A 16,801-nucleotide genomic window follows, 5' to 3' on the forward strand; every position below is an offset into this window, starting at 1 on the left:
CAGACCATGGCAACCGAAATTCTCATGCCCGCCCTCTCTCCGACGATGGAGGAAGGCACCCTGGCCAAGTGGCTGGTCAAGGAAGGCGACACGGTCAAGTCGGGCGACATCCTGGCCGAGATCGAGACCGACAAGGCGACGATGGAATTCGAAGCCGTCGATGAAGGCACGGTCGGCAAGATCCTGATCGCCGAAGGCAGCGAAGGGGTGAAGGTCAACACGCCCATCGCCGTGCTGCTGGAAGAAGGCGAAAGCGCCGACGACATCGACACCACGCCGGCTGCGGCGCCCGAGGCGGTCTCGCAAGAGAGCGAAGAGGCGCCTGCCCCGGCCCCCGCCGCGGCCAAGGCGCCCGAAGCGCCCCAGCCCGACACCAGCCCCGACTGGCCCGAGGGCACCGAGCTGCAGAAGATGACCGTGCGCGAAGCGCTCAACTCGGCCATGGCCGAGGAAATGCGCCGCGACGAGACGGTCTTCGTGATGGGCGAAGAGGTGGCCGAATACCAGGGCGCCTACAAGATCACCCAGAACCTGCTGGACGAATTCGGCGCCAAGCGCGTGATCGACACGCCGATCACCGAACACGGCTTTGCCGGGATCGGCGTCGGCGCGTCCTGGGGCGGGCTGCGGCCCATCGTGGAATTCATGACCTGGAACTTCGCCATGCAGGCGATCGACCAGATCATCAACTCGGCGGCCAAGACGCTCTACATGTCCGGCGGCCAGATGGGCTCGCCCATCGTGTTCCGCGGCCCGAACGGCGCCGCCGCCCGCGTGGCCGCCCAGCACAGCCAGGATTACGCGGCCTGGTATGCCCAGGTGCCCGGCCTCAAGGTCGTCATGCCCTACACTGCCGCCGATGCGAAGGGCCTGCTGAAAAGCGCCATCCGCGATCCCAACCCGGTGGTCTTCCTGGAAAACGAGATCCTCTACGGCAAATCCTTCGACGTGCCGGTCATGGACGATTTCACCATCCCCTTCGGCAAGGCGCGCATCGCCCGGTCGGGCAATGACGTGACCATCGTCAGCTTTGGCATCGGCATGACCTATGCCATGGAAGCGGCCGAGAAACTGGCCGAGGACGGCATCGACGCCGAGGTCATCGACCTGCGCACCCTGCGCCCGCTGGATTACGACACCGTCCTGGCCTCGGTCATGAAGACCAACCGCTGCGTGACCGTCGAAGAAGGCTGGCCGGTGGCATCGATGGGCAACCACCTGTCGGCGACGATCATGGAACGGGCCTTCGATTACCTCGATGCCCCGGTGATCAACTGCACCGGCAAGGACGTGCCCATGCCCTACGCGGCCAACCTTGAGAAACTGGCGCTGGTGACCACCGACGAGGTGATCGAAGCCGTCAAAAAAGTCACCTATCGGTAAGGAGTTAGTGCGATGCCTACCGAAATCCTGATGCCCGCCCTGTCGCCGACGATGGAAGAGGGCACGCTGGCCAAGTGGCTCGTCAAGGAAGGCGACACCGTGTCGTCGGGCGACCTGCTGGCCGAGATCGAGACCGACAAGGCGACGATGGAATTCGAAGCCGTCGACGAAGGCGTCATCGGCAAGATCCTGATCGCCGAAGGCAGCGAAGGCGTGAAGGTCAACACGCCCATCGCCGTGCTGCTGGAAGAGGGTGAGAGCGCCGACGACATCGCCGACGCCCCTGCCCCGGCGGCCAGCTCGCCCACCTCGGCCGAGGCGGTCTCGCAAGAGACCGAAGAGGTGCCCGCGACCAGCGCCGCACCCGCCCCGGCGGCCCCCGCCGCCGCCGATGGCAGCCGGATCTTTGCCTCGCCCCTGGCCCGCCGCATCGCGGCCCAGAAGGGGCTGGACCTGGCCGGCATCAAGGGCTCGGGCCCCCATGGCCGGATCGTGAAGGCCGATGTCGAAGGCGCCAGCGCCGCCCCGGCGGCCAGCGCGCCCAAGGCCGAAGCCGCGGCCCCTGCCCCCGCCGCGGCAGCCGCCGCCGCACCGGCCGGGCCGTCGACCGACGCCGTCATCAAGATGTATGCCGACCGCGAGACCGAAGAGGTCAAGCTCGACGGCATGCGCAAGACCATCGCCGCCCGCCTCACCGAGGCCAAGCAGACCATCCCGCATTTCTACCTGCGCCGCGACATCCAGCTCGACGCGCTGCTGAAATTCCGGGGCGAGCTGAATGGCCAGCTGGCGGACAAGGGCGTGAAACTGTCGGTCAACGACTTCATCATCAAGGCCTGCGCCCTGGCGCTGCAGGCGGTTCCCGAGGCCAATGCCGTCTGGGCCAGTGACCGGATCATCAAGCTCAAGCCCTCGGACGTCGCCGTGGCCGTGGCTATCGAAGGCGGGCTCTTCACGCCGGTCCTGCGCGATGCCCACCAGAAATCGCTGTCGGCCCTGTCGGCAGAGATGAAAGATCTGGCCACCCGTGCGCGCGACCGCAAGCTGGCGCCGCATGAATACCAGGGCGGGTCCTTTGCCATTTCCAACCTGGGCATGTTCGGCATCGACAATTTCGACGCCGTCATCAACCCGCCGCACGGGTCGATCCTGGCCGTGGGTGCCGGGGTCAAGAAGCCTGTCGTGGGCAAGGATGGCGAGCTGAGCGTGGCCACGGTGATGTCGGTGACGCTGTCAGTCGATCACCGGGTGATCGACGGCGCGCTGGGGGCCGAGTTCCTCAAGGCGATTGCCGAGAACATCGAAAGCCCGCTGCTGATGCTGGCATAAGCCCCTGTACAGAAACGACAAAAGCCACCCTTCGGGGTGGCTTTTTTGTTGCTCGCCCGGCTGGAGCGTCAGACGGGGCCCGCGATCACTTGCCGTGGAACATCTGGTCCATCTTGACCGACGGCTGGTCGCAACCGGCTTCGCCCACGATCCGGGCGGGCACGCCGGCCACCGTCTTGCAGGGCGGCACGTCCTGCAGGACAACCGAACCCGCCGCCACGCGCGAGCAATGGCCGACGGTGATATTGCCCAGCACCTTGGCCCCCGCCCCGATCAGCACGCCATTGCCGATCTTGGGGTGCCGGTCACCGTCTTCCTTGCCGGTGCCACCCAGGGTCACGCTGTGCAGCAGCGAGACATTGTCGCCGACGCTGGCGGTCTCGCCGATGACGATGGAATGGGCATGGTCGATCATGATGCCCTTGCCCACGGTCGCCGCCGGGTGAATGTCGATGGAATACAGCTCCGACACGCGCATCTGCACGAAATAGGCCAGGTCGTGACGGCCCTGCTGCCACAGCCAATGGGCCACGCGATAGGCCTGCACGGCCTGGAACCCCTTGAAATAGAGCACCGGCTGCAACAGCCGGTGGCAGGCCGGATCGCGTTCATAGATCGCCACAAGGTCGGCCCGGGCGCTTTCGACGAGCGACAGGTCGGCCTCAAAGGCCTGGTCGGCGATCTCGCGCAGGATGACCATCGACATCTCGTTCGAGCTGAGCTTGGCCGCGAACCGATAGCTCAGCGCGCGGTCCAGCGAACGATGGTGCAGGATACAGGCATGGATCAACCCGCCCATCAGCGGCTCGTCGCGGACGGCCTGGTGGGCATCGCGGGTGATCTCATCCCATACGGGGTCCACGCGGGCGATCTTGGACTTCGGTTCGGCCATGGGTCACTCTCCCTGGGTTGGACCACAGGTTAGGCACATAAGCGAGTTTTCCCAAAACGCAAATCCGTGATGGTCCGGATCACGCAGCAAAATAGGACCAATGTCTCGGTCCGGCCGGTGTTTCCCGGAAAATTGACCCCTGGCCCGGGCGGCACGGCGAACAAGGCGCCACTCTGCATGGCCGTTCAATGCCCCGTCAGAACCCCGTCAATGGCCGGCCACGTCATGTTCGATCAGGCAGGCCAGCACCGTTTCCATGCACCGGCAGTAATCCGCATCGCCGCCCCATGGCGCCGGCGCCAAGCGCCGTTTGCGGGCCGCCGATGTCAGCGAGCCGTTGCCCCAGGCCGGGTGCAGGGTGCCGGTCAGGTTCACATGGACAAGCGCCGCATCGGCCTCCGCGATCATCCGGCGACACAGCCGTTCTCGTCCTTCGTCTGGCGCGGCCAGCAAGACGCGGGCCGCGTCGCTTACGTCTCCGTGCAGGATGGGTCTCATGGTGCCTCCGTCAGGGCACATCGGGCATAGGGCCCGGGCCCGTAGCGTTGCGATATCTGGGCGACCTCCCAGGCGTCGGCCCCCGCGGCCAGGTCCGCCGAAAGATCACCCGCTGCGTAACTCCATCCCTGACGGTCCGCCGTTGCCTCGCGCAGGATCGTCTGTCCCGCCCGGATGCGGATCCGGTATGTCTCGCTGTCCTCGCCCAGCGGAACGTCGTCCAGTTCCCAGCTGTCGCCGTCGATCCGCGTGCGTCGCACCCAGCTGAGTTCGAGCCCGTCGGCCGTTGGCACGGCGGCAAGGTGGCAGGGCGCATAGGGTCGCAGGCCCACTCCGTCGAACGCGGCGACCACATGGGTATAAGACGGGTCGTCATAGCCGCGCCGGGCCGGGCCGATGCGGTAGTGCCGGGCGATGCGCCGGGCGGCCGCGGCCAGATCGATCTGGCCCGGAACACCGTCGAGCAGCACCACCCTGGATCCCGCCGGCCAGACGTCCGGCATGATCCCGTCGGTGCCCAGCTGTCCGCGCAGACGCCCGGTCAGCAGGTAGGTATCGGGGCCGATCAGCTCGGCCTCGCGGAACTGGAACAGCTCCCAGTCATTGCCGGTGCCGGCCGCACTGCCAGCCCCGATGGCCATCAGGTTGGCCCCGGTGAACAGGGCCGCCTCGGGCCGGGTTTCCAGCGTGCCGCTGTAAAGCCGCACCTGAAGCGCCGCGCCATTGTCCCACAGGCCCGCCGGCGCCGCATCCAGAGGCGTTTCCGTCACGCCGATCGTTGCGCGCGTGTCGATGACCTCGCTCAGACTATACGCCTCATCCGTGTCCGAAGCGTAAACGGCCACCGACCCCGGCCAGGGATTGCCCGTCACCGCCAGATGCGGCGCATGGGGCACCTCGTCGCCACGGATGAGCGGCAGGTCTAGGAACAGCGGCTCGACCGGCATCGGCGGCACGAAGGCCCGCAGGCTGGGCAGGTCTTCGGGCGCGTCCGACGGCTCGTAGATGCCCGGCTCGATCCGCACCGCCTCGATGACCTGGTGGTCGGTCATCTCGACCTGGTCCACCCGGTAGAGCGCCGGTGTCTCGCCGGCCTCGACCGGCAGGCGGATCACGTCGCCCGCACCCAGGGCCAGGGCCGATGGCGGCAGCGCCAGCCGGGCGGTATCACGGGCCACCCGCGCCTCGGCCAGCCAGCGTTCGGCCACCGCCCGCCCCTCGGCCCGGGTCATCGACATGGGCAGGTCGTTGGCCGTCACCGCATGGGTGGCATCGTCGGGCAGCACGGCCTCTTCGGCCACGATGTCATGGTTGGCCTCGGCCTCGACGAAACGCAGGCGCACCCGCCCGGCCAGTTCGGCCTCGGCCTCGCGCCGCTGTTCCAGCCGCCCGGGGACATCGGCGCTTTCGGCCAGCTCATCGGCCTCGACCGCCACCGCCCCGCGCCCGTCGCGCAGCACGAATTTCAGCACACCGTCGCGTTCCACCGCATCAAAGCCGTAGCGCAGCATCAGCGGTTGCAGGGCCTGCCGGGCATCGCCCACATCCTCGACCGCATAACCCCGCACATAGCCCCACAGCTCGGAGACATCATAGGCCGTCAGCCCCGCCCGCCGGCAGATCTCGGCCACGACCGAAGCCAGCGACCGCCCGCCGATCCGCCCGGAAATCCAGTGCCCGCGCCGGTAATTGGCCCCGTCCGACCACAGATCGCCATTGTTGGGAAAGACCGGGAAGGGCCGCGCATCCCAGGCCCAGATGAAGGACCGGTCGATATCCAGCATCCGCCCCTCATATTCCTCGGACATCGGGTTGCGCGCGGGATCGGCCCAGTAGTCAAGCATCACCCGCAGGTATTGCATCTGGATCAGGTCGTCGCGCCGGCCGGTCGAGAAATACGGCAGGCTCGATTCCGAGGATTTCGGATCGAGGAACTTGTTGGGCTGGTTAGTGCCCTTGTCGACGGCCGCACAGCCCAGCTCGGTGAACCAGATCGGCTTGGACTGGGGCAGCCAGGCGGTGGGCGCGGCCTGGCGCTGGCCGCCGATCCGTTCGTGATGGGCATTGGCCCACCAGTTGCGGATGTCCTTGTAGCGCCAGATCCAGGGCTCGTCATGGTCGCCGTCGCTGATCGGCGTGCGGATCTGCGCCGCCCGGGCGGCGTCGGAATGGTAGAACCAGTCATAGCCCTCGCCGCCCTCGACATTGGCCGCCAGGTACTCGGGGTTGTAGACATGGCCCCAGCCGGCATCCAGGTGGTCCTCACCCTCGCGCCAGTCGGACAGGGGCATGTAATTGTCGATGCCGATGAAATCGATCTGCGGATCGGCCCAGAGCGGGTCCAGGTGGAAATACCGGTCGCCGCTGCCGTCCTGCGGCTGGTAGCCAAAATATTCCGACCAGTCGGCGGCATAGCCCAGCCGGGTGTCGGGCCCCAGGATCGTGCGCACCTCGGCCGCCAGGCTGCGCAGCTCTTCGACCGCTGCAAAGCCCCCGGCGCCTCGGATCTGGGTCAGCGAGCGCATTTCCGACCCGATGCAAAAGGCCTCGACCCCGCCGGCCGCGGCGCAGAGCGCGGCGTAATGCAGGATGAACCGGCGCAGGCTCCATTCCTCGGGGCCGGTATAGGTCACCACGCCGTCGCCGACCTGGAAATCACCGGCCGAGGCCGTGCCAAAGAAGGCGCCGACCTCGATATCGGCGTCAATCGTGCCATCGGGGCTGTCCGCGCGGCCCGGCGCGACCGACAGGGTCACCCGCCCGCGCCAGGGCAGCGGCGGCTGGCCGGTGGCCCCGGTCCAGGGATCGGGCAGCGTGTTGCCTTCCATCTGGTCCATCAGGATGAACGGGTAGAACATCACCTCCTGGCCCTGGTCGCGCAGGTGGCGGATCCCCTCGACCACGGCCTGGTCGGACGGCGTGCCGCCATAGACCGGCCGGTCGTCGACCCGGGCGATCAGGTCGGCGTCGAACCGGCCCAGCCCCGAGACCGACCAGGGCATGCCCTCGCCATCCATCTCCTGCTGTTCGACCTTGGGCTGCAACCGGCATTCGCCACAGCGCAGGTCGTCACCGAACCAGCAGACCACCATCGACACCGACTTGCAGCCCGGCAATTCGCCTTCGAGCGCCTCGGCCGTATAGGCCATGTCGGTGACCGTCGAGACGGCGTTGAGGTTGGCCACCCGGCGTTCGCCGAACTCGGTCTTCAGGTAAACCGGCGTCGTGGCCAGGGCGTATTCGCCGGTGCCCGGGATCAGAGCCACCGCCCGGGCGGCATGTTCGGGGTCGTCGTCGTGGAAATCCGATCCGGGCTGTTCACCGCGGATCACCTCGAACGAGAATTGCGGCACCCGGTTGCCATAGGGTTCCAGCGCCAGGTCTTCCATCACGACGTAGGCCGTGCCGCGATAGGCCGGCACCATGCCCTCGCCCTCGATCGCCTCCATCACCGGGTCCGGCAGCTGGTCGGGCGTGCCGGTATAGACCCGCATGTTGAGATCCTCGCGCGGCACTTCCTCGCCATCGGCCCAGACCCGCGAGACCCGTTCGATCTCGCCCTCGCAGATGGCAATCGCAATCGACACCGAATAGCTGTAGCGCGTCGTCTTGGGCGCCTTGGGCATGCCCTTGCCCCCGCCCGAGGTCGATGCGCTTTCCTGGAAATCCGAAGCCCAGATGACCTGGCCGCCCACGCGCATGCGGCCATAGACCTGGGTGATCGGCTGGCCGTCGCTGGCATTGGTCAGGCGGAACCGGTCGACCTTGCCCGTCTCGACCGGATCGGCCCCCGCACCCAGCAGCGACTGGTCGATCACCCGGCCGATGGTCGCGCCCACGGCCCGGCCCAGCACGGCCGTCGACAGGCCGGCCACGGTGCCCCCCAGGGACCCGCCGATGGCGGCGCCTGCCGCCGAAAGTAGGATAGTCGCCATCAGCCGTCCCTTTCCGGAAATGCGAACCGCGCCACGATGCGCCGGGCCCAGGGGCCGCTCATCGGGCTTTCGACCACGCCGCGCCGGTTGTAGGCGTGGATGAACCTCTCGTGGGGCACCGACACGATGCCCAGATGCTTGGCCACCGATCCCGCCCGCATGCGGAACAGGATCACGTCGCCCGCCGCCTGGCCGTCGCGGGCCAGCGGCACCAGGTGGGTCAGGGCCGCCGCCCACAGCCGCTCTTCGCCCTGCGGCTCGGACCAATCCATCGAATAGGCCGGCACGGCCACCGGTTCGGGCCCCAGCAGATCGCGCCAGATGCCCCTGACCAGGCCCAGGCAATCCGCCCCCGCACCCCGGCATGACGCCTGGTGGCGGTAGGGCGTGCCGATCCAGCCGCGTGCCGCCTCCACCACCCTTGTGCCCACCGTATCCACCGTGCCTGCCACCGCCGCCGATCCCGTCATCGCCGGCTGCCACCCGTGTTGGGCCGGGTCGATTTCGGCACGGCCATCACCCAGTCTTCGCCCGGAATGTCGGGAAAGCCCTGGAAGTTCAGCAGGTTGTTGAACTTCAGCCGGCAGGTTTCAAACCGCTTGTCGCAACCTGCGACCAGCCTGACCCGGTCACCGGCCACCACCGGCGCGCGCATCGGCTCCCAGGTCTCGATCACCCGCCCGCCGTCGCGCGCCACGTCGCGCTTGATCGCCGCCCACAGGCCCTGGGCCGCGCCGCTCAGCACTTCCAGCCGCCCGCGCGTGAACCAATCGGCGTCGAACCCGTCCAGGTCGGGCCAGCGGAAGAACCGCGCCTCTTCGACCTCGGCCACCTCGCGTTCGGTGGCATAGCCCGGCTGACCGGTGTCGAACCGGCAGGCCCGGTCGCCCAGAACGGCGGTGCAGGGTTTCTGATAGACCCGCCCCAGCGGCCGGTTCAGCGCCGCCGTCAGCCCGCGCAGTTCGGCCGTGAACGCCCCGCCCGTCCGCCGCATCTCGCCGATGGTGCCCCGGAACTGCAACCAGCGCACCTCCGGGTCGGCCCAGTTGACCAGCCAGGCCCGCAGTTCGGCATTGTCGAACCGCCCGGCCTCGATATCCGCCTCGGTCACCGCCGCATCGCTCAGCGCGCCAAGCGCCTCGGTGTTGTCGACCGACAGGCCCGTCGATTGCTGCAACGCCCGGGCCGACAGGCCGGTATCGGCCTTGAAGTCGATACCCTCGAAGGCCAGCCCGCAATCGTGATCGGTAAAGCCAAAGGTCACGCCGTCGCGCCGGGTCAGCGCCCAGCACCGCGCCAGCGTCGTCAGCCCGCTTTCCACGTGGGCCCGAAATGCCGCATCCATCCCCGCCATCAGACCCGCACCTCGACCACCGGCACGTTGGGCGCATCCCCGGCCTGGAACGATGCCACCGAGGTCTGGATGCGGTCGGTGTCGAACCGCACCGGCACGTCGAATTCGAACCCGGCCAGGATCTGCTGTCCCGGCGCCGGCGGATGGGCCAGGATCACCTGGCCCGTGGCCGTGTCGAGCGTATAGTCGATGCCCTCCTGCAGCTCGTCCTGTTCGATGCCCAGCCGCACCGTGCCGGCCACCGGCTTGGCGATCGGCCGGGCATAGGTGAAGGCCCCCGACCGATAGGTCTTGGCCAGCTGGAACTGGCGGCTGACCCCGTCCGACAGGGCCACGACCTGGTCGGTAAAGGCCGGCGCCGCACTGGCCGCGCAGGACTTGTAATCCGACCAATCCTTCCAGCGGAACCCGTACATCTGCCCGCGCCTGGCCTCGAAAAAGGCAATCAGCGTCTCGATATCGTCCAGCGAGCGCATGCCCAGCCCGGCGTCATAGCGCCGGCGGGAATGGGCCCAGGGCGTGTTGCGCTCTTCGAACCCGTTGGCCAGCGTCACCACGTCGGTGCGCCGCTCGGGCCCCCCGACCGAGCCGAAGCTCAGCGAGGCGGGAAAGCGGACTTCGTGGAAATTCATCGGGATCCCTCCTCAGCGATTGCGATTGCCACGGCTCAGCGCGCGGCTCATCTGCGCGGCGATCTGGCCCTGGCTGCGCTGGAAGCTCTGCGCGTCCGGCGTCTGGATGTTCATCACCACGTTGACCGTGCCCCCGCCGCCGCCACGCACGCCCAGCTTGCCGTCGGGGCCGCGCGCCAGCGGCATGATCGCCTCGGGCCCGGCCTCGCCCATCAGCCCCATGCCCCCGCGCATCGGAAAGCCCACCGGGCTCGACACCACCCCGCCGCTGGCAAAGGGCGTCACCCGCCCGCCCGCAAAGGCCCCGCCATTGGCAAAGGGCAAGGCCGCGTTCACCAGGCTGCCGACACCGCTGGCCAACAGCCCGCCGACATGGTCGGTCACCGGTTTCATCGCCGCGGAATAGGTCGTCTGGATCATGGATTGCGCCACCGTGTTCAGCGCATCGGACAGTTTCATCCCGTCAAAGATCACCCCGTCAAAGGCCCGCCGCAAGCCCTTGGACATCCCCCGTTCCAGCCCGGCAATCCCCGCGCCGGTGGCCGCGAAGGCCGCGTTGACCCGGCGCAGCTCGCTGTCGAAACTTGCCGCCATGCCGGCGGCATTGCCCAGGCTGTCGCCAAGCGCCTCGGCCTGGTCATCCAGCGCCTCGATCCCGTCCAGATCCGTCATCCTCGCCTTCCTTCACTTGGTCCGGGTAGGCCGCCAGAAGCGCGTCCAGACCCGCACGGTTGAGCGGAGCCGCCGCCCCGGTCTGCCCCAGCAACAGCCGCAATTCGGCCGGGGTCAGCGCCCAGAACTCGGCCGGTTTCAGGCCCAGCCCCAGCATGCCGGCCCGCATCATCGCGGGCCAGTCCAGCCGCGTGGTCACGTCGTCTCGGGCAGGACAAAGGCCCGGGCCAGCAGCTCGGCCGCCGCGCGTGCCGCCACCATCGGTCCGCCCTCGATATCAGCCCGGCCCAGCTCGGCCGCACCGATCTCGTGGCCACCGCCCCGCAACCCGGCAGCCAGCAGCACCAGCACGTCACGCGCCGTGAAACCGCCACCTTCGAACCGCCGGACCATCTCGACCAGCGATCCCTCGCCCAGGGCGCTTTCCAGCTCGGCCAGCGCGCCCAGCGTCAGCTTCATCACCCGCGGCTGCCCGTCGATCACCAGGGCAACCTCCCCCGTCCAGGGATTGGCCATGGCTCAGGCCGCCGAGAAGGTCAGCGCCCCGGCACTGGCCATCGCCAGCTCGTAGGTCGCCTCGCCGTCATGGGTGCCGGCATATTCGATCGAGGTCACCTGAAAGGCCCCCTCGACAATGCCGAAATCGGGGATGATCACCTGGAAGTCCGGAGTGATCCCGTCAAAGAAGATCTGCCGGGCCCGTTCGTCGGTCGTATCGTCGCGGAACACGCCCGACCCCGAGATCGCCGCCGATTTCACCCCGGCCCCCGACAGCAGCTCGCGCCATCCGCCCTGGCTTTCCAGGCTGGTCACGTCGACGCTTTCGGCGTTGAAGCTGATCCGCGTCGCCCGCAGGCCCGCCAGCGTTTCGAACTGACCGCCGCCGGTCATGTCCACCTTGATCAAAAGATCCTTGCCGTTCTGGGCAACCATCGTATTTCTCCCGTTCCAATAGGGGGTTAGTCGTCTTGCACCCGGGCGCGGAACCGCAGGTCGATCCGCCGGATCCGCTCTGCCTGGCCGGTCCGCCGGGCCGAGGCCCGTTCGAACCACAGGCCCACCAGCCGGCCCCGGTCCAGCGCCGGGCTGGCGCCGTTCAGCGCATCGCCCACCGCCGCGGCCACCGTCTTGACCGTCGCAAAGCCCTCGGCCTCGCTGATCACCGACACCGTGAACCGGTGCACCGCGCCCGGCCCCGTCCCGTCGGACCGGTCGCGCACCTCTTCGGGGCCGATCGCCACGTAGGTCGGCGGCACCGGCCCGCTGGGCACCGTGTCGAACACCCCGGTGCCGATCAGCCCGGCCAGCGCCGGATCGGTCACCAGCAGCTCATAGACCGCCTTCTGCAGGGCGGCCGCCACGCCATAGCTCATGTGGCCACCTCCTCGTCGGCGAAACAGACCAGGTAGCGCCCGGCCGCGTCCTCTTCGGCCACCGCCCGGATGGCAAAGACCCGGGCGCCCTCGCGGAACCGCTGGTCGGGGCGCGGCCGGGCGTCGCTGCCCATGGGCGCCGCGCGCACCACGATGCGATAGGACATCTGCGAGACCGGCAGCCCCGCCTGGGCCCGCTCCCGCCCCGACCGGGCGGCCACCTCGGCCCATAGCGTGCCCAGCTCGACCCAGCTGCGCGACAGGCCCCCGGCGCCATCGGCCGCCATGTCGGGGCTTTCCAGCACCAGCTTGCGGTTCAGCCGCGGCCGGTTCATTGCCCGGCCCCCAGGGTCAGGCGCAGCGGGCGGTAGCGCTGGATCAGGCTGGTCACGCCGAACGGCATGCAGCCGTCGCTCAGCGCCGTGTCGTCGCGGTATTCATAATAATGCGTGGCCAGCATCAGCACCGCATGGGCCAGGTCCGCCGGCAGTCCGGCCCAATCCGCCGCCATGCCCGCCGAAAAGCGCAGCACAACCGAACCGTTGGTCGGCACATGCGGCAGCAGCGTGCCCTTGGGCCGCAGAACCGGCCGGTGGGTATCGGCCTCGATCCGCACCAGGCCCGGCGCCAGGACAACCTCGTCGCCATCGCCCTCGATGGACCGGATCTCGGTGATCGCGCCCACCGGCGCCACCGGAAAGACCTCGCCCAGGGCATTGTGCCATTCGTAGATGGTCCAGGCCCAGTCGCGCACCAGCAGGGCCTTGCCCGTCCGCGCCTCGATGGCCGCGATGGCCGCGCGCAGGAAGGTGATCAGCGTCTGATCCTGAAGGCTGTCATCCGCAAAGCCGGTCCCGACCTTCAGATGCGCCTTGAATTCCTCCACCGGCAGCGCCGCATCGGCAAAGGTGGTCTCCTCGATCAACATCATGCATTACTCCGCGCGTTGCATCCCGCCCCGGGTCCCGGCCGGCGCGTCCCGGGCTGTCCCGGCCCGGTTCGGTTCCGGCCCGGCAATCCCCGGCCCGGCCGTCTTCCGGCCCGGTCACGGGCCCTTCACCCTCAGGCGGGCACGCGCCGCTCCACGCCGCTCGGACGGAGGGAAGCAGCTGGACGACGTGAAGCACCTTCCGACACGCGCCCGCCTGGTGGGGCCGGTCACCCGGCCCCGTCTTCGCCGCTTACGACGTGGCGAATTTCAGCAGCTTGATCGCCGCAAAGTCCGACACGTCACCGCCCACGCGCTTGGTCGCGTAGAACAGTACATGCGGCTTGGCGCTGAACGGATCGCGCAGGATGCGCAGGTCGGGGCGTTCGGCAATGGTGTAGCCGGCGGTGAAATCGCCAAAGGCGATCGAGAACGACCCGGTGGCGACGTCCGGCATGTCCTCGGCGATCAGCACCCGGTAGCCCAGCAGCCGCGCCGGCTCGCCGGCGGCCAGCCCGTCGGCCCACAGGAACCGCCCGTCGCCGTCCTTCAGCTTGCGCACCACGCCGGCGGTCTTCGAATTCATCACGAAGGTGCCATTGGCCCGGTATTGCGCGCCAAGCGCATAGACCAGCTCGATGATCGCATCGCCCGTGCCGACCCCGCCATCGACCCCCGTCGGCACGTAGCCGATCGAATCCCAGGCCCAGCTGTCGTTGTCGACCTTGGTGTGGGTCAGCATGCCCCGCGGCTTGTCGGTGCCATCGCCCGAGATGAACGCCGCCGCCTCGGCCCGCGCGAACTTGTCGGCAATGCGCCCGGCCAGCCAGCCCTCGATGTCAAAGGCGCTGTCGTCCAGCAGCCGCTGCGACGCCTTGGGCAATGCGCTCAGCTCGTGCAGCGGAATGGTGATCCGGTCGATCACCGGGCTGTCGGTCTCGCTCACCGAGCCGGTCTCGGTCGCCCAGCCCGCACCCACGTCGGTATGGTCGATCAGCACGTCATAGGACGTTGCCTCGACATTGACGACCGAGGCCACCGCCCGCAGCGAGGCCGTCGAGGACAGGACCGACTTGATCGCCTCCGAGGTCGCCGGATCGACCAGGTAGCCGCCATCGCTGTTCACCGCCGTCGACAGCGACTTGCTCTCGAATTCCAGGCCGCGCAGCCCGTCGTCGTCACCGCTGCGCACATAGGCGTCAAAGGCCTTCTGATGCGGCGCACCGGCATCCGTCGCGCCGGCCAGCTGCGGACGCGCAGCAATTTGAGTTTTACGATCCAGCATGGTCAGTCGCTCTTCCGTCTGTTGCAATTTGGTTTCGATTTCGGTCTGGAAACCCTTGAATTCGCTCACGAAGCCGGTCACCGCCTGCTTCACCTCGTGAACAAGGGGCATCTCCTCGCCGACCGCAGCCTGCGCTTCGGTCTTGCTCATCGGCCTGTCCTTCCTTTCAGGTGAGGGTTGAAGCGCGTCACCGCCGCGCCAGTTCAAGCCGCGCGCCATCGAAGGCCGCCGCCAATTCGCGCAAGGCGTCCCCGGCCCCGGGCTCGTCGCCCTTGGCCGCCACCCGCGCACTGGGCAGCATCGGAAAGGTCACCAGAGACACTTCCCAAAGCTCCAGTTCCGTCAGGACCCGCTGGCCCTTGTCGTTCTTGGTCGCGCGCCGGGTCCGATAGCCGATCGACAGCCCGTCGATGGCCCCGGCCTCGATCAGCGCCCGTGCCTCGCGGCCCTTCTCGACGCTCTCCAGCAGCCGGCCGGACACGAACAGCCCACGGCCATCCTCGCGCACCTCGTCCCAGATGCCGATCGGCTGGGCAGGGTCGTGCTGCCACAGCATCTTGACCGACCCGCCCCTTGCCTTCAGCGCCGCCAGCGAGGCCGCATAGGCCCCCGCCGCAACCACGTCATTGCCCTGGTCGGGCGCGCCGAACAGGCTGGCATACCCCGCGATCCGCGTGCCGTCTTCGACCTCGATCGCCTCTCCGAACCGGGCGAACTTGTGCTCCAGCCCCATTTCCGTGGTCATCGTCATCTCTCCTGGTTTCAGGGGGTTACCGACAGGATCGACTGAAAGGCCTGGGCCAGGATGGCCGCTGCCACCCCGTAGACCGCCAGCCACAGCCGCTTTTCCAGCCGCGTCATCATGTCCTCGATCCGGTCGAGCCGCTGACACAGCATGTCGTGGTGGATCTGGCAGACCTTCTCATGCGCCTGCAGCCGCAGCCCCGGGGCACATTCGAAGGTCTCGAAGACGCGCCTGTCGTCAGCCATCCGCATCCGCCTCGGCCAGGACAGGCAGGCCCAGCAACGCGCGTTTCTCGCCATCCGACAGGAAATCGGCCTGGGCCACCCGCGCCCATTGCGCATCGCGCTCGGCCGACAGCGCCGGCACCTGGTCCAGGTCGGGCTTCAGCTCCAGCATCTCGCCGGTGAAACCCGACAGCCAGTCGGCCAGCGCCGCCGCCACCCGCGTGGCCAGAGGCAGCACGGTCAGGCGATAGAACGCCCGGTTGGCCTCCTGGTAATTGGCATAGGTCGCATCGCCCTGGATCCCCAGCAGCATCGGCGGCACCCCGAAGGCCAGCGCGATCTCGCGCGCGGCGGCTTCCTTGGTCTTCTGGAATTCCATGTCGCTGGGCGAAAAGCCCATCGGTTTCCAGTCCAACCCGCCTTCCAGCAGCATCGGCCGCCCGGCATTGCGCGCGCCCTGGTGAAAGGTCTCGATCTCGGTCGACAGCCGCCGGAACTGGTCGTCGCCCATCAGCCCCTGGCCCTCGGCCCCCTTGTAGACCAGCGCCCCACTGGGCCGCGCGGCATTGTCCAACAGCGATTTCGACCAGCGCGAGGCCGAATTGTGCACATCGACGGCCATCGCCGCGGCCTGCAACGGCGACAGCCCGTAATGGTCGTCCTGCGGGTGGAACATCTTGACGTGGCAGATCACCGGCCGGCCGGTCACGTCGAAGCGGTGCTTCTTGCCGGCCACCGCATACTCATACGCCACCGGCCAGCCATCCGCCCCCGGCACCACGGCCATCCGGTCCGACCTCAGCACATGAAGTTCCAGCGGCGCGCCATCCTCGCCCAGCACGGCCTCGACATAGCCATTGCCCGACAGCAGCAGCTGGCCATAGAGCGCCTCCATCAGCTCGGCCCGGCCCTGGGCCGCGTTGGGCCGACGCACCAGGCTGACCAGCGGGTGGCAATCATAGCGCCGCACCCGGTCCTGCAGCACCAGCGGCAGCGCCGCGGCGGCCTCGGCGATCAGCTTGACCGACCGAAAGCCCACCGGGTTGCCAACAAAGCCCGAGCGGGTCAGCGACACCGTATCGCGCGGCGACCAGGCCACCCGGCCCTGGCTGTGCCAAGCCACCAGCGATCCGGCCGCGCTGGCCTTGCGCTCCGGCGCTGCGCCCGTCCGGGCCTGCGCCCCGGCGCCCCCATCGCGGCGAAGAAAGTCGAATACCATGCCAGATGCTCCTTCCTGCGGTCCCTCGCGCCCCGAACGGGCCGCCAACCAGGCTCGCGGAGGTTTTCCCGCAATTTCGGTAAATCTTCTCGAACAGACCGCGCGCCGCCCCCGCAACACCCCGCCAACCCCTTGCCCCCAAAAGCAAAACGGCGGCTCGCCCCCGCGACCCGCCGCTCCGTCCCCGTCAGGAATTCACCCGACCATCAACAAATCCCACCTCCTGAACCTGTCCCACCGCAACACCCGGCCCCACCTCCACCGCCGTCCCGCCCTCCGGCAAAGGCACCCCACCTCCTGCTTCTTTCTCTTCCCAAGTATCCGGCCCAGCC

At 68.4% G+C, this 16,801-nt stretch carries 19 protein-coding genes; 2 read left to right on the forward strand and 17 right to left on the reverse strand.

Features of this window, described 5'->3' with window-relative positions; translation table 11 throughout:
* Window positions 1–6: 6 nt before the first annotated feature.
* Together ACK3BB_RS15500 and ACK3BB_RS15505 are read left to right on the forward strand one after the other, a co-directional pair.
* Window positions 7–1,383 (forward strand): pyruvate dehydrogenase complex E1 component subunit beta, encoded by a 1,377-nt coding sequence (locus ACK3BB_RS15500; RefSeq protein WP_428925542.1) that lies wholly within the window; start codon window positions 7–9, stop codon window positions 1,381–1,383.
* 12 nt (window positions 1,384–1,395) lie between these two features.
* Complete coding sequence (locus ACK3BB_RS15505; RefSeq protein WP_428925543.1) at window positions 1,396–2,712, forward strand: pyruvate dehydrogenase complex dihydrolipoamide acetyltransferase; 1,317 nt, start codon at window positions 1,396–1,398, stop codon at window positions 2,710–2,712.
* Between the two features lie 85 nt (window positions 2,713–2,797).
* Here ACK3BB_RS15505 and cysE read toward each other — a convergent pair whose 3' ends face one another.
* From cysE to ACK3BB_RS15590, 17 genes are all read right to left on the reverse strand, one after another.
* The gene (gene cysE / locus ACK3BB_RS15510) at window positions 2,798–3,604 is read right to left on the reverse strand and encodes a serine O-acetyltransferase (protein WP_428925544.1); all 807 of its coding nucleotides are present in this window, start codon (window positions 3,602–3,604) and stop codon (window positions 2,798–2,800) included.
* Window positions 3,605–3,811: 207 nt separating this feature from the next.
* A complete protein-coding gene (locus ACK3BB_RS15515) occupies window positions 3,812–4,102 on the reverse strand; it encodes a hypothetical protein (protein WP_428925545.1) in 291 nt (96 codons plus the stop codon).
* Window positions 4,099–8,037, reverse strand: a complete 3,939-nt coding sequence (locus tag ACK3BB_RS15520) for a baseplate multidomain protein megatron (protein WP_428925546.1) — start codon at window positions 8,035–8,037, stop codon at window positions 4,099–4,101. Before ACK3BB_RS15520 ends, ACK3BB_RS15515 begins: the two co-directional genes overlap by 4 nt.
* Window positions 8,037–8,507 (reverse strand): NlpC/P60 family protein, encoded by a 471-nt coding sequence (locus ACK3BB_RS15525; protein ID WP_428925547.1) that lies wholly within the window; start codon window positions 8,505–8,507, stop codon window positions 8,037–8,039. The genes ACK3BB_RS15520 and ACK3BB_RS15525 overlap by 1 nt, the downstream gene beginning before the upstream one ends.
* Complete coding sequence (locus ACK3BB_RS15530; protein WP_428925548.1) at window positions 8,504–9,391, reverse strand: DUF2163 domain-containing protein; 888 nt, start codon at window positions 9,389–9,391, stop codon at window positions 8,504–8,506. The genes ACK3BB_RS15525 and ACK3BB_RS15530 overlap by 4 nt, the downstream gene beginning before the upstream one ends.
* A complete protein-coding gene (locus tag ACK3BB_RS15535) occupies window positions 9,391–10,023 on the reverse strand; it encodes a phage distal tail protein, Rcc01695 family (RefSeq protein WP_428925549.1) in 633 nt (210 codons plus the stop codon). Before ACK3BB_RS15535 ends, ACK3BB_RS15530 begins: the two co-directional genes overlap by 1 nt.
* Window positions 10,024–10,035: 12 nt before the next feature.
* Window positions 10,036–10,695: a phage tail tape measure protein gene (locus ACK3BB_RS15540; protein ID WP_428925550.1), complete on the reverse strand. Its 660-nt coding sequence runs from the start codon at window positions 10,693–10,695 to the stop codon at window positions 10,036–10,038.
* Window positions 10,661–10,894 carry a rcc01693 family protein gene (locus ACK3BB_RS15545; RefSeq protein WP_428925551.1) on the reverse strand — a complete coding sequence of 78 codons (234 nt, stop codon included), beginning with the start codon at window positions 10,892–10,894 and terminating at the stop codon, window positions 10,661–10,663. Before ACK3BB_RS15545 ends, ACK3BB_RS15540 begins: the two co-directional genes overlap by 35 nt.
* Window positions 10,891–11,211: a gene transfer agent family protein gene (locus ACK3BB_RS15550; protein ID WP_428925552.1), complete on the reverse strand. Its 321-nt coding sequence runs from the start codon at window positions 11,209–11,211 to the stop codon at window positions 10,891–10,893. Before ACK3BB_RS15550 ends, ACK3BB_RS15545 begins: the two co-directional genes overlap by 4 nt.
* 3 nt (window positions 11,212–11,214) lie before the next feature.
* Window positions 11,215–11,628: a phage major tail protein, TP901-1 family gene (locus ACK3BB_RS15555; RefSeq protein WP_428925553.1), complete on the reverse strand. Its 414-nt coding sequence runs from the start codon at window positions 11,626–11,628 to the stop codon at window positions 11,215–11,217.
* 26 nt (window positions 11,629–11,654) lie between these two features.
* Window positions 11,655–12,068: a DUF3168 domain-containing protein gene (locus ACK3BB_RS15560; RefSeq protein ID WP_428925554.1), complete on the reverse strand. Its 414-nt coding sequence runs from the start codon at window positions 12,066–12,068 to the stop codon at window positions 11,655–11,657.
* Window positions 12,065–12,403, reverse strand: coding sequence for a phage head closure protein (locus tag ACK3BB_RS15565; RefSeq protein ID WP_428925555.1), 339 nt, complete (start codon window positions 12,401–12,403; stop codon window positions 12,065–12,067). Before ACK3BB_RS15565 ends, ACK3BB_RS15560 begins: the two co-directional genes overlap by 4 nt.
* Window positions 12,400–12,999, reverse strand: a complete 600-nt coding sequence (locus ACK3BB_RS15570; RefSeq protein WP_428925556.1) for a head-tail connector protein — start codon at window positions 12,997–12,999, stop codon at window positions 12,400–12,402. The genes ACK3BB_RS15565 and ACK3BB_RS15570 overlap by 4 nt, the downstream gene beginning before the upstream one ends.
* 250 nt (window positions 13,000–13,249) lie before the next feature.
* Window positions 13,250–14,431: a phage major capsid protein gene (locus ACK3BB_RS15575; protein ID WP_428925557.1), complete on the reverse strand. Its 1,182-nt coding sequence runs from the start codon at window positions 14,429–14,431 to the stop codon at window positions 13,250–13,252.
* 37 nt (window positions 14,432–14,468) lie between these two features.
* A complete protein-coding gene (locus ACK3BB_RS15580; protein WP_428925558.1) occupies window positions 14,469–15,026 on the reverse strand; it encodes an HK97 family phage prohead protease in 558 nt (185 codons plus the stop codon).
* A 17-nt stretch (window positions 15,027–15,043) separates the two neighbouring features.
* Window positions 15,044–15,271: a GTA head formation protein, RCAP_rcc01685 family gene (locus ACK3BB_RS15585; protein WP_428925559.1), complete on the reverse strand. Its 228-nt coding sequence runs from the start codon at window positions 15,269–15,271 to the stop codon at window positions 15,044–15,046.
* Window positions 15,264–16,469, reverse strand: coding sequence for a phage portal protein (locus ACK3BB_RS15590; RefSeq protein ID WP_428925560.1), 1,206 nt, complete (start codon window positions 16,467–16,469; stop codon window positions 15,264–15,266). Before ACK3BB_RS15590 ends, ACK3BB_RS15585 begins: the two co-directional genes overlap by 8 nt.
* Window positions 16,470–16,801 lie beyond the last annotated feature (332 nt).

It is taken from the genome of Marinibacterium sp. SX1, assembly GCF_050389775.1.
Lineage (GTDB): Bacteria > Pseudomonadota > Alphaproteobacteria > Rhodobacterales > Rhodobacteraceae > Marinibacterium.

What these genes read in the sequence shown, in the direction of transcription:
- ACK3BB_RS15580 (WP_428925558.1), bottom strand. Translation starts at nt 15,026, where the DNA reads ATGACCACGGAAATGGGGCTGGAGCACAAGTTCGCCCGGTTCGGAGAG.
- ACK3BB_RS15505 (WP_428925543.1), top strand. Translation starts at nt 1,396, where the DNA reads ATGCCTACCGAAATCCTGATGCCCGCCCTGTCGCCGACGATGGAAGAG.
- ACK3BB_RS15555 (WP_428925553.1), bottom strand. Translation starts at nt 11,628, where the DNA reads ATGGTTGCCCAGAACGGCAAGGATCTTTTGATCAAGGTGGACATGACC.
- cysE (WP_428925544.1), bottom strand. Translation starts at nt 3,604, where the DNA reads ATGGCCGAACCGAAGTCCAAGATCGCCCGCGTGGACCCCGTATGGGAT.
- ACK3BB_RS15560 (WP_428925554.1), bottom strand. Translation starts at nt 12,068, where the DNA reads ATGAGCTATGGCGTGGCGGCCGCCCTGCAGAAGGCGGTCTATGAGCTG.
- ACK3BB_RS15540 (WP_428925550.1), bottom strand. Translation starts at nt 10,695, where the DNA reads ATGACGGATCTGGACGGGATCGAGGCGCTGGATGACCAGGCCGAGGCG.
- ACK3BB_RS15525 (WP_428925547.1), bottom strand. Translation starts at nt 8,507, where the DNA reads ATGACGGGATCGGCGGCGGTGGCAGGCACGGTGGATACGGTGGGCACA.
- ACK3BB_RS15535 (WP_428925549.1), bottom strand. Translation starts at nt 10,023, where the DNA reads ATGAATTTCCACGAAGTCCGCTTTCCCGCCTCGCTGAGCTTCGGCTCG.
- ACK3BB_RS15590 (WP_428925560.1), bottom strand. Translation starts at nt 16,469, where the DNA reads ATGGTATTCGACTTTCTTCGCCGCGATGGGGGCGCCGGGGCGCAGGCC.
- ACK3BB_RS15575 (WP_428925557.1), bottom strand. Translation starts at nt 14,431, where the DNA reads ATGAGCAAGACCGAAGCGCAGGCTGCGGTCGGCGAGGAGATGCCCCTT.
- ACK3BB_RS15570 (WP_428925556.1), bottom strand. Translation starts at nt 12,999, where the DNA reads ATGATGTTGATCGAGGAGACCACCTTTGCCGATGCGGCGCTGCCGGTG.
- ACK3BB_RS15550 (WP_428925552.1), bottom strand. Translation starts at nt 11,211, where the DNA reads ATGGCCAATCCCTGGACGGGGGAGGTTGCCCTGGTGATCGACGGGCAG.
- ACK3BB_RS15565 (WP_428925555.1), bottom strand. Translation starts at nt 12,403, where the DNA reads ATGAACCGGCCGCGGCTGAACCGCAAGCTGGTGCTGGAAAGCCCCGAC.
- ACK3BB_RS15500 (WP_428925542.1), top strand. Translation starts at nt 7, where the DNA reads ATGGCAACCGAAATTCTCATGCCCGCCCTCTCTCCGACGATGGAGGAA.
- ACK3BB_RS15585 (WP_428925559.1), bottom strand. Translation starts at nt 15,271, where the DNA reads ATGGCTGACGACAGGCGCGTCTTCGAGACCTTCGAATGTGCCCCGGGG.
- ACK3BB_RS15530 (WP_428925548.1), bottom strand. Translation starts at nt 9,391, where the DNA reads ATGGCGGGGATGGATGCGGCATTTCGGGCCCACGTGGAAAGCGGGCTG.
- ACK3BB_RS15515 (WP_428925545.1), bottom strand. Translation starts at nt 4,102, where the DNA reads ATGAGACCCATCCTGCACGGAGACGTAAGCGACGCGGCCCGCGTCTTG.
- ACK3BB_RS15520 (WP_428925546.1), bottom strand. Translation starts at nt 8,037, where the DNA reads ATGGCGACTATCCTACTTTCGGCGGCAGGCGCCGCCATCGGCGGGTCC.